At 33.2% G+C, this 17752-nt stretch carries 18 protein-coding genes and 1 pseudogene; 15 read left to right on the plus strand and 4 right to left on the minus strand.

The window, feature by feature from the left end; genetic code table 11:
* The first annotated feature begins 22 nt into the window (after positions 1 to 22).
* The 3 genes from AL499_RS09245 (at position 23) to AL499_RS09255 (ending at position 2360) form a co-directional block, all read left to right on the plus strand.
* Positions 23 to 802: a CPBP family intramembrane glutamic endopeptidase gene (locus AL499_RS09245; protein ID WP_002460360.1), complete on the plus strand. Its 780-nt coding sequence runs from the start codon at positions 23 to 25 to the stop codon at positions 800 to 802.
* 126 nt (positions 803 to 928) lie between these two features.
* A complete protein-coding gene (locus tag AL499_RS09250) occupies positions 929 to 1591 on the plus strand; it encodes an ABC transporter ATP-binding protein (protein ID WP_002460359.1) in 663 nt (220 codons plus the stop codon).
* Positions 1584 to 2360: an ABC transporter permease gene (locus tag AL499_RS09255; protein WP_002478664.1), complete on the plus strand. Its 777-nt coding sequence runs from the start codon at positions 1584 to 1586 to the stop codon at positions 2358 to 2360. Before AL499_RS09250 ends, AL499_RS09255 begins: the two co-directional genes overlap by 8 nt.
* A 490-nt stretch (positions 2361 to 2850) precedes the next feature.
* Here AL499_RS09255 and AL499_RS09260 read toward each other — a convergent pair whose 3' ends face one another.
* Positions 2851 to 4314: a HAMP domain-containing histidine kinase gene (locus tag AL499_RS09260; RefSeq protein WP_002492527.1), complete on the minus strand. Its 1464-nt coding sequence runs from the start codon at positions 4312 to 4314 to the stop codon at positions 2851 to 2853.
* Complete coding sequence (locus AL499_RS09265) at positions 4307 to 4984, minus strand: response regulator transcription factor (RefSeq protein WP_002478666.1); 678 nt, start codon at positions 4982 to 4984, stop codon at positions 4307 to 4309. The genes AL499_RS09260 and AL499_RS09265 overlap by 8 nt, the downstream gene beginning before the upstream one ends.
* A gap of 157 nt (positions 4985 to 5141) precedes the next feature.
* Between AL499_RS09265 and AL499_RS09270 the strand changes: the two genes are divergently transcribed.
* Both AL499_RS09270 and AL499_RS09275 read left to right on the plus strand, forming a co-directional pair.
* A complete protein-coding gene (locus AL499_RS09270) occupies positions 5142 to 5369 on the plus strand; it encodes a hypothetical protein (protein ID WP_002460355.1) in 228 nt (75 codons plus the stop codon).
* A 126-nt stretch (positions 5370 to 5495) separates the two neighbouring features.
* The gene (locus AL499_RS09275) at positions 5496 to 6671 is read left to right on the plus strand and encodes an MFS transporter (protein WP_002492478.1); all 1176 of its coding nucleotides are present in this window, start codon (positions 5496 to 5498) and stop codon (positions 6669 to 6671) included.
* A gap of 156 nt (positions 6672 to 6827) precedes the next feature.
* On the opposite strand, the gene AL499_RS09280 is transcribed toward AL499_RS09275, so the two are convergent.
* A complete protein-coding gene (locus AL499_RS09280) occupies positions 6828 to 8177 on the minus strand; it encodes a carboxylesterase family protein (protein WP_002492534.1) in 1350 nt (449 codons plus the stop codon).
* A gap of 120 nt (positions 8178 to 8297) precedes the next feature.
* Here AL499_RS09280 and AL499_RS09285 point away from each other — a divergent pair, with 120 nt between their 5' ends.
* On the plus strand, positions 8298 to 8894 hold the full coding sequence (locus AL499_RS09285; protein ID WP_002460352.1) for a YdeI/OmpD-associated family protein: 597 nt from the start codon (positions 8298 to 8300) through the stop codon (positions 8892 to 8894).
* Positions 8895 to 9054: 160 nt separating this feature from the next.
* Here the strand turns inward: AL499_RS09285 and AL499_RS09290 are convergent, their stop codons facing one another.
* Positions 9055 to 10107 carry a 2,3-butanediol dehydrogenase gene (locus AL499_RS09290; RefSeq protein ID WP_002492437.1) on the minus strand — a complete coding sequence of 351 codons (1053 nt, stop codon included), beginning with the start codon at positions 10105 to 10107 and terminating at the stop codon, positions 9055 to 9057.
* 385 nt (positions 10108 to 10492) lie between these two features.
* On the opposite strand from AL499_RS09290, the gene AL499_RS09295 reads away from it, so the two are divergent.
* The 9 genes and pseudogenes from AL499_RS09295 (at position 10493) to AL499_RS09335 (ending at position 17563) form a co-directional block, all read left to right on the plus strand.
* Positions 10493 to 11743, plus strand: a complete 1251-nt coding sequence (locus AL499_RS09295; RefSeq protein WP_002478670.1) for a betaine/proline/choline family ABC transporter ATP-binding protein — start codon at positions 10493 to 10495, stop codon at positions 11741 to 11743.
* The gene (locus tag AL499_RS09300) at positions 11743 to 12378 is read left to right on the plus strand and encodes an ABC transporter permease (protein ID WP_002460349.1); all 636 of its coding nucleotides are present in this window, start codon (positions 11743 to 11745) and stop codon (positions 12376 to 12378) included. The genes AL499_RS09295 and AL499_RS09300 overlap by 1 nt, the downstream gene beginning before the upstream one ends.
* A gap of 22 nt (positions 12379 to 12400) precedes the next feature.
* Complete coding sequence (locus tag AL499_RS09305) at positions 12401 to 13342, plus strand: osmoprotectant ABC transporter substrate-binding protein (protein ID WP_002460348.1); 942 nt, start codon at positions 12401 to 12403, stop codon at positions 13340 to 13342.
* Positions 13342 to 14022, plus strand: coding sequence for an ABC transporter permease (locus tag AL499_RS09310; RefSeq protein ID WP_002460346.1), 681 nt, complete (start codon positions 13342 to 13344; stop codon positions 14020 to 14022). Before AL499_RS09305 ends, AL499_RS09310 begins: the two co-directional genes overlap by 1 nt.
* A 504-nt stretch (positions 14023 to 14526) precedes the next feature.
* A complete protein-coding gene (locus AL499_RS09315; protein ID WP_002492549.1) occupies positions 14527 to 15075 on the plus strand; it encodes a DUF443 family protein in 549 nt (182 codons plus the stop codon).
* A 103-nt stretch (positions 15076 to 15178) separates the two neighbouring features.
* Positions 15179 to 15763 (plus strand): DUF443 family protein, encoded by a 585-nt coding sequence (locus AL499_RS09320; RefSeq protein ID WP_226952589.1) that lies wholly within the window; start codon positions 15179 to 15181, stop codon positions 15761 to 15763.
* An 83-nt stretch (positions 15764 to 15846) separates the two neighbouring features.
* Positions 15847 to 16481, plus strand: a pseudogene (locus AL499_RS09325) (DUF443 family protein).
* Positions 16478 to 16789: a DUF4176 domain-containing protein gene (locus AL499_RS09330; protein WP_002460342.1), complete on the plus strand. Its 312-nt coding sequence runs from the start codon at positions 16478 to 16480 to the stop codon at positions 16787 to 16789. Before AL499_RS09325 ends, AL499_RS09330 begins: the two are co-directional and overlap by 4 nt.
* Before the next feature lie 132 nt (positions 16790 to 16921).
* A complete protein-coding gene (locus AL499_RS09335) occupies positions 16922 to 17563 on the plus strand; it encodes a DUF443 family protein (protein ID WP_037540441.1) in 642 nt (213 codons plus the stop codon).
* Positions 17564 to 17752 lie beyond the last annotated feature (189 nt).

A 17752-nucleotide genomic window follows, 5' to 3' on the forward strand; every position in this document is an offset into this window, starting at 1 on the left:
GCATAAATTAAAGGAGTTTATTATGAATCATAGAATGACAAAAAATAACAGAATTTCATCAATGACATATCATCAAAATCCTTGGCGACAACCCCAGATGGTTAAACGTGATTTCTTACTGATACTTGTATACGTATTAGGTAATATGTATTTGCCATTTATATTAGCTGACGCAATCAATTGGTTATCATTTACTTTATTACATCGGCCAAGTGGTTTAACTTATACTTCACAACTTTATGCTTTATTGGCACAATTATCTGTAGTTTTGATTTTTTGGGCCTTACATTATCGTGCACTTTTAAACACTGCAATCGCTCGTGTGAAGCAATTACAACGATATATTTATCTTATGATTATCGTCTTGTTGGTCATGTATGTAGCGAATATCGTCTATGCCAACGTAATGCAATTTTTACCAGAACATTGGCAATTTCATGATACGCAGAATGAACAAGAAATTAGAAAACTATTTAGTAATATCAAGGTATGGCCGTTATTATTTTTAAATATTGTAATTATTACACCAATAGTTGAAGAGCTGCTATTTCGTCATTTATTAATTCATGAATTAGGTAAGAAATTGTCATATCCAGTAATGTCGATTATTTCAATCCTGCTATTTGCTGGTATTCATGTCACTGACGCAACATCGCCATTTGAAATCGGACCTTATTTAATTATGGCAACCAGTTTTGTGGTGGCATATAACATGAGTGGTCGCAATTTAGCAGTAACAATAGCGTTACATAGTTTTAATAACTTACTTTCATTTATTTTGACACTATTACAATTTTTATAATTATTGTAAAGGCTAAGAAACATCATTATTGCATGCTTAACCATAGTTTTTTGTTGTTAATTCGTCATTGATGATACCTGAAAATAAGGTACGATAGTAGTAAGACATAATAAGGAGCGATGTTACGTGTTATTAGAAATTAAACATCTATGTTATCAAGCAACACGTCGTACAATTTTAGACAATATCAATTTCCAATTGAAAAAAGGGGAAACTGTAGCCATTGTAGGACCTTCAGGAAGTGGGAAGAGCACTTTGTTAAAACAAATAGATAACTTAATCAGTCCGACAAGTGGCGAATTATTATTAAACGATAAACCGTTCGATGCATATGAACCAGAAGTATTGCGCTCGAAAATAAGTTATCTGATGCAACAAAGTGAACTTTTTGGCCAAAATATTGGTGATAATATGCGTTTTCCAGCGATGGCCCATTCAGATGAGTTTGATGAAACTAAAGCGCTACAATTACTTCAACATCTTAATTTAGGACATTATAATTTAAATACACGCATCGAACATTTATCAGGCGGTGAGCGACAACGTATTACCATAGCTAGACAGTTGATGTATCAACCCGAACTATTATTATTAGATGAAGCGACTAGTGCCTTGGATACCGCCAATAAGCGAATTGTAGAACAGCTCGTGTTCGATTTAGCCAAGACCGGTGTAGGTGTTATGTGGATTACACATAGTGATGATCAGAGCATGCGTCATTTCGACAGACGAATTACGATTGTTGATGGTCAAATTACTAAGCAAGAGGAGTTGAAGCACAATGAGTAATACAGCCATTTGCTTAACGGCATTATTGTTAATCATACCGATTGCCATTTCGTATAAAGAAGGCTTACATATTATTAAAGATTTAGTTGTAGCGTCACTACGTGCGACCATCCAATTGCTTATCCTAGGTTTTCTATTGCATTATATTTTTGAAATAGATGCCACGTGGTTACTCTTACTTGCAGTATTTATCATTATAATTAACGCTTCATGGAATACATTACATAGGGCTTCAAAAGTGATGCATCACGTCTTTTGGATTTCACTCATTGCGATTATCATTGGGACAGCTATTCCATTGACGGCTATTATTTTGACAGGTGCGATAGACTTTAAACCAAATGAAGTCATTCCAATCAGTGGTATGTTGGCAAACAATGGGCTTATAGCTATTAATTTGGCATATCAGCATTTAGACCGTGCCTTTGTTAAAGATGTAAATGATATTGAATCTAAGTTAACGTTAGCTGCATCGCCAAAACTTGCGTCTAAAGATGCTGTACGTGATAGCATTCGATTAGCGATTGTTCCAACCATTGATTCAGTTAAAACATATGGTTTAGTGTCAATTCCTGGGATGATGACAGGCTTAATTATAGGTGGCACACCGCCATTAGAAGCGGTCAAATTTCAATTGCTTGTTGTCTTTGTTCATACGACGTCTACCGTGATGTCAGCGTTAATTGCTACTTATTTAAGCTACGGTCAATTCTTTAATGCGCGTCATCAGTTGGTTGCACGTGATAATGACATTGTTGATGAAGCATAATGACATCGTCTATAGCATCTAGAAGCATTTTAATGATTGTTTTCACATATCTGAATAAATCATAAGTTAGGATGTATTCAGAAGATTCTTGTATCAGTGTAAGTTGAACAATGTAATCATTTTTGAAGAAAAGGTACCTCTTTAATTTAGTTAAGATGTCTATACTAAATTAAATGAAAGGACCTTATTTTTTAAAAAAATATTTAAACATATGTAAGCGAAGTGTTTTGGTTGGGTGCTTGCGAAAGCAGTATAAGATGAAAAAAGCGCAAAATTACAAATACTGTCGATTAAGGTGGGCTGAAGCTATTCTCAAAGAAAGCGAGTTAATAAAACGTTATATTAGCATAAAAGAAGCCAGGAAATGCATTTGTGACAACACATTTACTGGCTATGATGCTTCAGTTGTGATTTCCCAGATTTTATAATTTTGGCGTTGATGTTATAGGTCTATAATCCTAGGATGAATAATTTAGTCACTTCAATGATGTTAGCTTTTGTCTTGTAACATAATATGAAAGTGAACGCCTTGCGCTGTTGGTTGTAATTGTATTGTTCCATGGTGATAGTTGACGGCATCATTGATGATGGATAAACCGAAGCCATGGCTTTCGCGATCTTTCTTAGTTGTATATGTTTCCTGAACTAATGATTTAAAATCAGTATGTGGCAGTCCAATACCATCATCTAAATAATCGATAATGAGCTGTGAACCGTATACCTTCAACTGGATTTGAATATGTGGATTCTCATTATTATGTTCAAGACTATTATTGATTAAATTAATCATTAGACGTTCAAAATAAAGCTTATTGCCATAAAATGTCTTGTGTGATGCTGTGTGAAAGTATACGTCTATATTGTCATAGCCAATCACATTAATTACTTTATTCATCGTTGATTCAACGGGGAAAAGCTCTTTACTATACTGTATCTGGTTGGTTTCAATATCAAATGTTTGATTTAAACTTTCTAACAGTTCAGTCATAAATGAGGCTTTTTGTGTAATTAAATTTACATATTGTTGTGTTTCACTATCGGCATGTATTAATTTCGCATAACCATAAATGGTTGTTAAAGGTGATTTTAAATCATGGGAGACTTGGCTAATCCATTTAGATTTATAATAAGTCATTTGATTATGATAAAATTTATCATTTAATAATTGTTGTGTTAGATGTGACAAACTGTGATGTAATTCTGGATAAGTATTAATAAAGCGCTTCAACTTACTTTTTGTGGTAGGTTGGTACAATTTACCATGTGCTAGATGGTTAATCCAATGAATATAATAAGACATTGGTTTTGTTACACGCTTTGTTACAAAGAATGTAGCAATAACAATTAATACAATACTGAGTAACACATAAATCATTAAAACAGTTAAATAGAACTTTCCACTATTTTCAAATCCTTTGCCCAATTCATCATCATCTAATATAGGTTTAGGGTTGGGATTCTTAATAAAGCTAAGATGATGCTGATTTAATTTATAGTCCCATTTATTATAATCTTGAGAAACAATGCTCTCTAATAGTTGATCTGTCTTAATTTGATGTGCATTGTTAACACGAGTTGTTGATTGATTTGGATAAAAATAGACCATATACGTGCCTTTCTTATTTGATACAGCATGTGCATAACGCAAATTTTTAAGAATTCGAGACTTCAAGTTTTGTCCTTTTTTTGTATGAGGATATAGTATATTTCCCGCAGTATCCGTAAAATAAAGCGAAACGTTGTGTTCGGCTGCCAAATCCTTTATATGTTGATTAGGTTCTTTGACAATATCATTTGCAATTAAATAATCAGGATCAATAGTATTGATATCACTATATATGCGGTCATAAGTTTCAATTAACAAATATACTACGAATACGACACCTAAAATAATATTCGCAAGCATAAATAATGTCATATATTTTGAAAATTTAAAATTAAAACGTTTATTCATAGGCATCTTCCTTATAAATATAACCTTTACCGCGTACGGTTTGAATAAAGGTAGGTTGATTAGGTTGGCGTTCTATCTTTTTACGTAATGTCCGAATGTGAACCATTAAAGTATTATCATCTACACCGGTATCATAGCCCCAGACATGCTCATATAATTGCTGTTTTGTCAGTACTTGATTTTTATGACGGATAAAATAAATAAGCAAATCATATTCGCGGGCAGTTAATGGTACAGAATGTCCATTTACTTGGACATCCATGCTGTTAAAGTCGATATCTAAATAATCATAGTGGTAAGTTGTGCAGGCATCTGAATGAAGATGTAATGAAACCCGATAATACAGCTCCATTGGATCAAAGGGTTTTTTAATGTAATCTACGGCTCCTTTTTCAAAGCCTTTATATACATCCAAATTGGTATCTTTGGCTGTAACTACGATAACATTAGTCACCGATAAATCAATATATTTGAGCAATTGGTAGCCATCCTCAGCGTGTAAATTTAAATCTAGTAATACAACTTGAAAGTTAAAGTCATGCAGTAAGGTCTTTGCATGGTCAATGTCATAAGCCACTTTTATTTGTTTAATTCCTTTAGTCGTAAGGGACAGTTTCATCAGTTCATTAATATCTTTATCATCTTCAACAATTAGGACATCTATTGTCATATATAACACCTCACACTCTATCATATTAAACTTTAGCTAATTAAACTATATGCTTTTTACATATTTAAGGAAGAATTAAGCTGATAATAAATTGAAGTTAAAGTATCTTGATTATACTAAAGTTATTATTAAGCTTATTAGAAAAGGGGATATATAAATGAAAATAGTAGCTTATACTTCTGGTTTTATTGCTACGGTGTTATTTCTATTTAATATTTTACGCTTTGTCTTTGCATGGTTTGAAGCACGCTTTCATTTAAACTTTGGTATTGATTTGTTATTACACAATTCATATGTCATCTATGGTGCGTTAATCGGTTTTGCGATTGCCATGATTACCATGACCATCACGGAGGACTATTTAGATGAGTCTGATCGTATATAAATGGGAGTTATATACAAAAAAGAATAATTTATTATATAATGAAACAGTTACGACATAAACAGTTTCAGACGTAGCTGTTTTTTTATTATGCAATACAAAATGAATGATAGAAAGGAGAGAAACAAAGTGTCAGTCATGCGTGTTGCAACATTTATTCTTAGTGTTTTTATTGTTGGAATGGTAGAAATGATGGTTGCGGGAATCATGAATCTAATGAGTGCTGATTTGCATGTGTCTGAAGCGGTTGTCGGGCAATTGGTCACGCTATATGCATTGACGTTTGCTATTTGTGGACCTATATTAGTTAAATTAACTCATCGCTTTAGTGCAAGATCGGTACTGTTATGGACGTTGCTTATATTCATTATAGGTAATGCTATGATTGCTTTGGCGCCTAATTTCACTATACTCGTTATAGGTCGCATCCTATCATCTGCTGCTGCTTCGCTTATTATTGTAAAAGTGTTAGCCTTAACCGCCATGTTAACCCTTCCTAAAAATCGCGGGAAAATGATTGGCGTTGTATACTCTGGATTTAGTGCGGCTAATGTTTTCGGTGTGCCACTTGGAACCATGATTGGGGATATAGTAGGTTGGCGTTACACCTTTCTATTTATTATTGTCGTTAGTGTGCTAGCAGGTATATTGATGCTGTACTACTTACCACATCAAAGAGAACTTCAACAGGTGGCTGGTACAGAGCAGTCAAATGGTACAGAAGCATCTGATGTGCCTTCAAAAATTATTAGACCGCAAGAAGTCGTCAAATTTATCACAATTACCTTTTTAATACTTGTGGCAAATTCAGCCACATTTGTTTATATTAATCCCTTGATATTATCACATGATTATACATTGCGCTTTGTCTCTGTTGCATTACTAATGAACGGTGTCGCTGGTGTTATAGGCACTTCACTTGGTGGGGTGTTTGCTGATAAATGGACAAGTAAGCGCTGGCTTACGATATCAATCGCAGTCTTTGTTGTTATGATGGTGCTATTGAATATAATATTACCTTATGCAGCTTTATTATTAATCGGTATTTTTGTATGGAATATTATGCAATGGAGCACTAATCCCGCCATTCAAAGTGGTTTGATTGAGCAAGTTGAAGGGGATACAAGCCAGGTTATGAGTTGGAATATGTCAGCATTGAATGCAGGTATTGGTATAGGAGGAATGATTGGCGGCTTAGTTGTATCGCAATGGGAGGTCTCATTTTTACCCTATGTCAGTGCTGCGATAGGACTTGCTGGACTTATCATTACTTTAGCTTTACGCAATCATTATATTAATAATTAGCAGTAAATGTCTGAGACATCATTATGTTTTAGGCTATGGAATCTATATCGGCAGTAGTTGACTGGATTGAAAATACGCGTATACCAAGCTTTTTCAATCTTAGTCAACCTTGCCGGGGCGGGACAGCGAATTCATAATGAATGCTGTCCCGCTCCTTTACTTATATACATATGGTTGCTGGTGTGTTGCAGAATAAGGTTGCCAATGACATGTTCCTGTGCGAGCAAATTGCGCTAAATCACGTATCATTTGCCTGCTTAGTCGTCGGGCATGCGTTAATTGTGATACTTGGTGTGCAGCTAAGATGTCCATTTTACCGAACCAAAAGATAACATCTAAAATATGATACGCACTTCCGTAGTCATGATGAAGTGGTATGCACCAATCAAAACGTGCTAACCATGCCTGGTTAGTTGTGCTGAAATGCTTTAAAAAGTGCAATGCAGGTGCTAAAAAATAAGAATATGTAATGATTTGTGACTGTTGTACTGCACTTTGCACGTCATGTGGCTTAACATATATATCATATAAGGCCATCACTTCTGTAAAGCGTCTAGGCGTGAGCTTATGTTCTTCGCCAGTAATATAAATATCTCCTTCATCATGTGTGGTGCATACGAGCATAGGTTTACGATTATTTTGGAGAGGTAGAGACATGTCACTTGTAGCTATTGGTGCGTAAATTAGTTCTAATCCTTTCGATTTACCACGCGCTTGTTCATCGTCATCCATAAGCTGTAATAGCTGGGAAGAATGTAATAACGTAATATCATGATGACCATAGCGCTGTTCCATTAATTGTTTAAAATGTCTTGCTTTCGTTGTTCCTACATCAGCACTGTCTAATTTGAGCGTACCACTTAATAAGATGACTTGTTTAAAGTAGGTAACTGCGAGAGGCATTTGCATTAATGCCATAATAGACATACTGCCTGCAGATTGTCCCATTAAAGTCACATTATTTGGGTCTCCGCCAAAAGAGTCAATAAATGTATGCACCCATTTTAATGCGGCGAGTTGATCAGATAAACCGTTATTTTTATCATAATTTGCATTAAAATAGGACCAATCTAAATAACCTAAGGCGCCCAAGCGATAATTGAAGGTCACTACGATGACATCTTCTTGCTCTACGATATGTTCTGGTGTATAGAGTTCAGCAGTGCCATGTCCGTTGATAAATCCACCACCGTAAAAGTAAATAATTACTGGCTTAAGGTAATTGTCATTAGCTTGACGCCAAATGTTTAAATATAAACAATCTTCATCTTGAACAAAAGATCTAGGTGTCGAAGAAAAAAAGGTTTCAAGCTTATTTTGTGGTTGGGGTGGGATGGCTTGAACACGCATTGCTTGATATGGGGAGGACCATGATGTCTTAAGTTGTGCATGCTTAAAACGCATTGATCCGATTGGCGCATGCGCGTAAGGAATACCAAGAAAGCAATCTATCCCATCACTTGTTGTACCTTCAATAGCGCCGCCAGCTGTTTTGACGATGACCATGACTATACACGCTCCTAATATGATACTTACTGTTACTATAACATATCCTATAGTTGCAATTGCTCTGGTGTCAGGCTAATATGAACTTAAATTGATAAAAATAAAGAAAGGGGCGAAGTGATGGATAAAAAGCAGACCAACGCACAAGTTGAAGCGTTTTTGCGCAAAGATAGCCAATGGCAATCGGCATATCAATATTTAAGAACACTTATTTTTAATGAAACAGAATTAGAAGAACAGTATAAATGGATGCACCCATGTTACACATTAAATAATAAAAATGTCGTGCTCATTCACGGGTTTAAACACTATGTAGCATTATTATTTCATAAAGGCGCTTTACTCGAAGATCAATATGGTACATTGGTACAACAAACAGAAAAGGTCCAAGCAGCGAGACAGCTACGCTTTACTTCTTTAAAGGAAATAGAACAACGTCGTGATGAGATTCTATACTATGTTAAACAAGCAATCCAGGTTGAACAACAAGGTAAAACAGTGACGTTGAAAGAGACTGCAGACTATGAGATGCCTGAAGAATTAGCCTCTAAATTTGATGAGATGCCCGAATTAAAGACGGCATTTGAAAGTTTAACACCAGGTCGTCAACGCCAATATATGTACTATATTGGGCAAGCAAAACGTAGTCAAACTCGTCATAATAGAGTGGAAAAATATGTGAATCATATATTAGATGGTAAAGGTATGATGGATTAGTAAATATAATAGAAAGAAGATAGACAGTGAAGTTGAGATTTCTAATTGGTTGAACAACAAATTATGAGGGCAGTAATCAAGCTTAATTTGAAAAAAGCTTATAGGAAAAGACGGTTGAATATGCCATTCAACCGTCTTTTCCTATAAAATAAATACATTATTATTTTTGGTCGCCATTTAATTTTACTAATATTTTAGCTTGTGATTTATCATTTACAAGTTGTTCGAAACCTGATTCAACAATGTCTTGTAATTCTATTTCATCCGTTACGACTGATTTAACATCCAAGCTACCGTTAGCGATTAAGTCAACGGTTTGTTGGAATGTCGTTGGTGTATAAGCAATAGTTGAAGTTAATTTCACTCCAGAGTTTGTTAATAACATTGGATCAAATTCAACCGGGTGCGCAAAGATAGAGACAATGACTACTGTCCCACGTGGGCGAGTGACTTCAACAGATTGTTGTAACGTAACGCCGACGCCAGCAACTTCAAAAGTGACATCAACACCGTTGTCAGTGTGTTCGTTGATGTATTCAACAGGATTAACTTTACCAGAATTAACGACGTGAGTTGCACCTACTTCTTTAGCTTTAGCTAAGCGTTCTTCAGATAAATCAAAGACATAGATTTTACTTGCGCCAGCTGCTTTAGCAGCGACAACTGTTAATAATCCAATTGGACCAGCACCAAAGACAGCTACTTTATCACCAAATAATAAGTTGCCTTCTTTGACAGCTTGTACTGCAACGGCTGTTGGTTCAACTAAAGCACCTTCTCTAGCTGAAACATTGTCAGGTAATGCGTAAACATTTTCTTCTGGTGCATTTGTAAACTCAGCAAATCCACCATCAGATCCCAACCCAATAAATGAATAACCATCATAAAGATCGATATTTTCTTCTTTTTCATGTCGAGACACGGTAGGGTTCACAACAACACGATCCCCTTTTTTGTATTTAGTTACGTCTTTACCTACTTCTTCAACTACGCCTGAAAATTCATGGCCTAACGTCACTGGTGCAGTTTGACCTAATAAAGGGTCAGGTTGTTCTGTAGAAATAAAGACAGGACCTTCTAAATACTCGTGTAAGTCCGTACCACAAATCCCCGTCCATGATACTTTAACCTTCACTTCATTATCTTTTAATACTTTTGGTTCACGATCTTCCACGCGAACATCTTTTTGACCATACCATACTGCTGCTTTCATAATTAGACATCTCCTCAATTTTGAATCCTTAGTATACATATAGAGTAATACTAATTTATGAAATATTCAAACTATTTTGGCGAATAATAATAAATTTATATTTTATCTAAGCTGGAGCGAATTTTTTCACAAAATAGGCAAACTCTATAAAAAATTAATTTTTCGCAAGTTTAATATGTTTATTTTTAATAATTAGGGTATATGTATGAAGTAACCATAAAAATATATGCGAAGAAAATGGATTAACAATCACAATTAAATGAGATTTAAAGTAAAAGCCGTCATGCGCTTGTTAACTTATTACTATATTTGTTAAACCAAGGGAATGACGGTTTTTATAATGTTAATCATTTTCTGATATGTATTGAAGAAAGGGAGTACATAGATGTTAAGTATTAAAAATTTAACAAAGATATACTCAGGTAACAAAAAGGCAGTAGATCGCATATCTTTGGATATAGAGTCAGGGGAATTTATTGCATTTATTGGTACCAGTGGAAGTGGTAAGACGACAGCGTTAAGAATGATTAATCGTATGATTGAACCAACAGAAGGACAAATTACTATTAATGGTAAAAATATTGGGGATATGAATCCGGTTGAATTGCGACGAAGTATTGGTTATGTCATCCAACAAATTGGATTAATGCCACATATGACAATTCGAGAAAATATTGTATTAGTACCTAAACTATTAAAATGGTCAAAAGAGAAAAAGGATGCTAGAGCGAAAGAATTGATTAAGTTGGTTGACTTGCCAGAGGATTATTTAGATCGTTATCCAGCAGAACTCTCAGGTGGTCAACAGCAACGTATTGGGGTGGTACGTGCATTAGCAGCAGATCAAGATGTTATCTTAATGGATGAACCATTTGGTGCACTAGATCCAATTACACGTGATACATTGCAAGATTTAGTAAAAACGTTACAACAAAAATTAGGTAAAACCTTTATTTTTGTAACGCATGATATGGATGAAGCGATTAAATTAGCAGACCGCATTTGTATTATGTCAAAAGGAAAGATTGTTCAATTTGATACGCCAGATAATATTTTAAGACATCCTGCTAATGATTTTGTTGTTGATTTTATTGGTCAAAATAGATTGATCCAAGATAGACCAAATATGAAAACTGTAGAAGGTGCAATGATTACACCTGTGACGGTGCACGCAGATGATTCGCTTAATGATGCAGTTAATATTATGAGAGAACGTCGTGTTGATACCATATTTGTTGTGAATAATCAAAATCGACTATTGGGCTTTTTAGATATTGAAGATATTAATCAAGGTTTACGTAGAGGTGAAGAATTAATTGATATGATGCAGCGTGATGTTTATAAAGTACATATCGATACGAAATTACAAGATTCTGTGCGTACCATTTTAAAGCGAAATGTACGTAATGTGCCAGTTGTCGATGATGATAATACTTTAATAGGACTTATCACACGCGCAAACCTTGTAGACATTGTTTATGATTCATTATGGGGAGACGAAAATGATGATGCCGCCCCATTGGACAGTGATAACAAAGATAAACAGTCAACATCACAACAAGATGCACCACCTCGAGAACAAGATGTAATGAATGGTTTAGACCATAAAACAAACGAAATGGGAGATGATCGTTAATGCGTGAATTTCTCCAAGAATATGGAAGTCAACTCGTATCAAAGACAATTGAACACTTCCAAATATCAATTATTGCATTACTATTAGCCATTGTGATAGCAGTTCCGCTTGGAATTTTATTATCTAAAACTAAAAAAACAGCAAATATCGTATTAACGATTGCAGGGGTGCTTCAAACCATTCCAACACTTGCGATTTTGGCGTTAATGATTCCTATTTTTGGTGTGGGTAAAACGCCTGCCATTGTGGCATTATTCGTATATGTATTACTACCTATATTAAACAATACCATTCTCGGTGTGAAAAATATTGATAAAAATGTTATTCAAGCCGGTACAAGCATGGGAATGACTAGACTTCAACTTATGAAAGACGTTCAACTCCCGCTTGCATTGCCAATGATTATTAGTGGCATACGCTTATCAAGCGTGTATGTAATTAGTTGGGCAACATTAGCAAGTTATGTCGGCGCTGGTGGTTTAGGTGATTTAGTATTTAATGGGTTAAATTTATACCAACCACCAATGATTATTACTGCTGCGATACTTGTTACAGCAATAGCACTTATTGTTGATTTCTTATTATCATTAGTTGAAAAATGGGTCGTCCCAAAAGGCTTAAAAGTATCTAGATAATAGAGGGAGGAAGAACATTATAATGAATAAAGTGAAAACAAGCTTAATCATCATGGTCCTATCTCTACTCGTGTTATCTGGATGTAGTTTACCAGGCCTTGGTGATGGCAATTCAAAAGATGATGTCAAAATTACAACAACCGAAACAAGTGAAACAAAAATTATGGGCTACATTGAAAAATATATGATTGAACATGAGACCAAAGGTAAAATCAAACCAACAATTATTGGTAATCTTGGTTCAAGTATTATTCAACATAACGCCTTACAACGTGGGGATGTCAATATGTCAGCCGTGCGATATACAGGGACAGAATTAACAAGTGTCCTTGCTGCACCACCAACGAAAGATACAGACAAAGCAATGTCTGAATCACAACGCTTATTTAAAAAGAAATTTAATCAGAAATATTATAATTCATTTGGCTTTGAAAATACCTATGCATTTATGGTGACCAAAGAAGTTGCCGACAAATACCATTTAAAGAAAGTATCGGACTTAAAGAAATACAAAGATGAGCTGCGTTTAGGGATGGATACCCAATGGATGAATCGCCAAGGTGATGGTTATCCAGCATTCCAAAAAGACTACGGCTTCAAATTTGATAGTGCACGACCAATGCAGATTGGTTTAGTATATGATGCTTTAAAGAACAAAAAATTAGATGTTGCCGTAGGTTATTCAACAGATGGACGTATTGCCGCATATAACTTAAAAGTTTTAAAAGATGATCGCAAATTTTTCCCACCGTATGATGGTAGTCCATTAGCAACCGAAAAATTAATTAAAGATCATCCAGAGATAGATAAAGCATTGAAAAAATTAGAAGGTACCGTCACTACTAAAGAGATGCAGAAATTAAATTACGAAGCGGATGGTCAAGGTAAAGAACCAGCAGTCATAGCCAAAGAATTTCTAGAAAAACATCATTTCTTTGATGATAAGAAAGAAGGTAGTAAATAATGGATGGTAATTTATTACAACAATTAGCACACTACTATTCGACCAATTTCGGCTATTTAATGGGATTATTCTTTAAACATTTACTAATGTCTGTGTATGGCGTGCTATTTGCAAGTATTGTGGGTATCCCTATTGGTATTTTTATTGCTAGATTTAAAAAATTAGCTTGGCCTGTGATTACGATTGCCAACGTGATTCAAACGGTTCCAGCTATCGCTATGTTAGCCATTTTAATGTTAGCATTAGGTCTTGGACCAACCACCGTTGTAGTGACCGTATTTTTGTATGGGCTATTACCAATTATAAAAAATACGTATACGGGAATTGTCGAAGTTGATGCCAATATTAAAGATGCAGGTAAAGGAATGGGAATGACAAGTAACCAAGTATTACGTATGATTGAACTACCATTATCCTTATCCGTGATTATCGGTGGGATACGGATTGCACTTGTTGTTGCGGTTGGTATCGTAGCTATTGGTTCGTTTATTGGAGCACCAACATTGGGTGATATTATCATACGTGGTACAAACTCAACAGACGGTACAGCCTTTATTCTTGCCGGAGCGATACCAATTGCGCTCATTGCCATTTTAATCGATATTGGACTGAGAATGTTAGAACGCAAGCTTGATCCAACACAAAAGAAAAAAGGTCCACAACCTCAAACAATTAATTAAAAATACACCAGCCAGCAAATATATCAATTTGTTGGCTGGTTTTTTGTATAGCTGTGACTGATAAATTTTACAAAGGAGTCAAAAATTAAAAAAAGGAAAATAAGGTTTAAAAACAAATATTGATATATACATTTTCACAATATTTAGATAGAATAAACATATGTAAATAATCTATTATTCTATAATAATTCTAATTTAACAATTGTTTAGTCATCTTACGAACTTTTATTCAAATAGAGTGAAACTCTTAAGAATAAGACATAGCAATGATTAATATAACTTTAATTGTTGAAAGGTGGAATATTAATGAGTGAAATTAAAAGCGATATGAGTAAAACATATTAATTTTCATTAGCTATTTTTAACCAAAAGATAAAAATAAAGATGTCGGTTATTAGACACTATTGTTTCAATAAAACGGAAGTGATTAACGTGCTATGTGAATCAAAAATTATAAATAAAAATCCCAAATATCGAATTATAAAATACAAAGATGATTATCTCATGGTTGATATAGTTAGTCACTGGTTTACATTTCTATTTCCAATGATTAATTGGTTTATCCCAAAAAGATATGCCAAATTGAGTGAAGAAGAATATAACAATTTAAATATCGTGAAACCAGTTAAAAATAGCGGGGCAAGTATAGGCGTTGGACTAGCAATTTTAATCAGTGTCCTATTAAGGAAGTATGTCTTTATATTTGATGTTCAGGTGCAACAAAGTATAGCTGTTATAAGTTGCGTCATTGCATTTTTAGGTGTATTTATCTTTTTCTTATATATCAATAAAAAAGTAACGCTAGATATATATAAGAGAAATAAAACTCATTCAAAAATTATACTCATACCCACATTAAAAAGTATTGGTTATACATTAGCTTCCTATATTTTATATGGTGGTTTTGCATTTGTGATTTTTTACGGGTTAGCCGTAGAAAACTTATATAATGTATTTATATTTATTTTATGGGTGATATGGATTGCAGCGTTCTTTTTTTTCAATATGTTTGCGATTATAGATAAAAAAGTACATATCATATTAAAAAGATAAAGTATAGAATGTCACATCTAAATAGTTAATAGTTTCTGAGAGATAGTATCATTCCAATGAAATGGAAGTGGTAATTATGCTATGTGAATCAAAAATTATAAGGATGAATCCAAAATATCGAATTATAAAATACAATAATGACTATTTCATGGTTGATACGATTAGTCATTGGATCACGTTTTTATTTCCAATGATTAATTGGTTTGTCCCAAAAAGATATGCCAAATTGAGTGAAGAAGAATATAACAATTTAGATATCGTGAAACCTGTTAAAAATAGTGGGGCAAGTATAGGTGCTGGACTAGCAATTTTGATTAGTGCACTTTTGCGTAATTACGTCAATATTTTTAATATTCAAATACAAAAAAGTGTTGCTGTATTGAGTTGTGTTATTGGATTTTTAGGTGTATTTATCTTTTTCTTATACATCAATAAAAAAGTAACGCTAGATATATATAAGAGAAATAAAACTCATTCAAAAATTATACTCATACCAACATTTAAAAATTTTGGGTTCACAATATTTTTTTATATTTTATTCGGTGGGTTTTCATGGATGACTTTCTATGGTCTAGTAATAGAAAACTTATATAATATATTTATTTTTATTGCATGGATAGGCATAATATCGGGTTTCTTTTTTTCAATATGTTTGCGATTATGGATAAAAAAGTACATATCATTTTAAAAAATAAAGTATAGAAAGTCACATCAAAATAGTTAATAGTTTCTGAGAGATAGTATCATTCCAATGAAATGGAAGTGGTAAACGTGCTATGTGAATCAAAAATTATAAATATGAATCCAAAATATCGAATTATAAAATACAATGATGACTATCTCATGGTTGATACCATCAGTCACTGGATTACATTTCTATTTCCAATGATTAATTGGTTTATCCCAAAAAGATACGCCAAATTGAGTGAAGAAGAATATAACAATTTAGATATCGTGAAACCTGTCAAAAATAGTGGGACAAGTATAGGGCTGGGTATTGCTATATTAATCAACGTACTATTTAGAAAATATATCTTTATATTTGATGTTCAGGTGCAACAAAGCATAGCTGTTATAAGTTGTATCATTGGATTTTTATGTGTATTTATCTTTTTCTTATATATTAATAAAAAAGTAACGCTCGATATATATAAGATAAATAAAACCCATTCAAAAATTATACTCATACCCACATTAAAAAATATTGGTTTTACATTATTTTCTTATATTTTTTTGGGAGGATTTGTATGGATGATTTTATATGGTTTAACAGTAGAAAACTTATATAATATATTTATATTTATTATATGGATAGGAAGTATAGCACTTTTCTTTTTTTCAATATGTTTGCGATTATGGATAAAAAAGTACATGTCATATTAAAAAACAAAGAGGTGAAGATATGATTACAATAGGTAGCATTGTCTATTTAAAAGGTGGATCACAAAAAATGATGATATTGAATCGAGGTCCAATTATAGAACAAGACGATAAAAAAGTAATGTTTGACTATTCTGCTTGTAAATATCCATTAGGTTTAGTGGAAAATCAAATATATTATTTTAATACTGAAAATGTCGATCGCGTTATATTTGAAGGATACTCAGATGATGATGAAATAAGATTTCAAGAGTTGTATCAAGAAATGCTAAATGAATTAAGCGATGATATAACTCGTGGAGAAGTAGAAGAAAAACAATTTGGTTTAGAATAAAGCTATAGTTGTGAATTTTATAAAATAGCTGATGAAACATATCAATTTTCATTAGCTATTTTTAACCAAAAGAAAAAAATAAAGATGTCGGTTATTAGACACTATTGTTTCAATAAAATGGAAGTGATTAACGTGCTATGTGAATCAAAAATTATAAATATGAATCCCAAATATCGAATTATAAAATACAATAATGACTATTTTATGGTTGATACCATCAGTCACTGGATTACATTTCTATTTCCAATGATTAATTGGTTTGTCCCAAAAAAATATGCCAAATTGAGTGAAGAAGAATATAACAATTTAGATATCGTGAAACCTGTTAAAAATAGTGGGGCAAGTATAGGTGTTGGGATAATTATAATTTTAAACGTACTATTTAGAAAATATATCGACGTATTTAATGTTCAAGTACAAGAAAGTGTGGCTATATTGAGTTGTGTTATTGGATTTTTAGGTATATTTATCTTTTTCTTATACATCAATAAAAAAGTAACACTAGATATATATAAGAGAAATAAAACTAAATCAAAAATTATACTCATACCAACATTAAAAAATTTTGGTTTTACACTATTTTCTTATCTTTTATTTGGAGGAATTTCATGGGTGACTATGGAGATGCTTACAATAGATCACTTATATAATATATTTATGTTTATTGTATGGATAGGCATAATAGCGGCTTTCTTTTTTGTCAATATGTTTGCGATTATGGATAAAAAAGTTCATATCATATTAAAAAACAAAGAAATGAATTGCCATGGTTGAACCACGAAAATAGTGCCATGGAATTAGGAACACTTAATAAATAAGATTATAAAAAACACAATTCAAAGTTTTCATTTTTTCAATATTTGCTTTGGTAGGAGCATATCATTACGTTTTAGGTTATGAACTTTATATTGACAGTAGTTGAAAAAATTGAAAATACGCTGATACATTGCTTTTTTAATCCTA

Origin of the sequence: Staphylococcus lugdunensis, assembly GCF_001558775.1 — a bacterium.
Classification (GTDB): domain Bacteria; phylum Bacillota; class Bacilli; order Staphylococcales; family Staphylococcaceae; genus Staphylococcus; species Staphylococcus lugdunensis.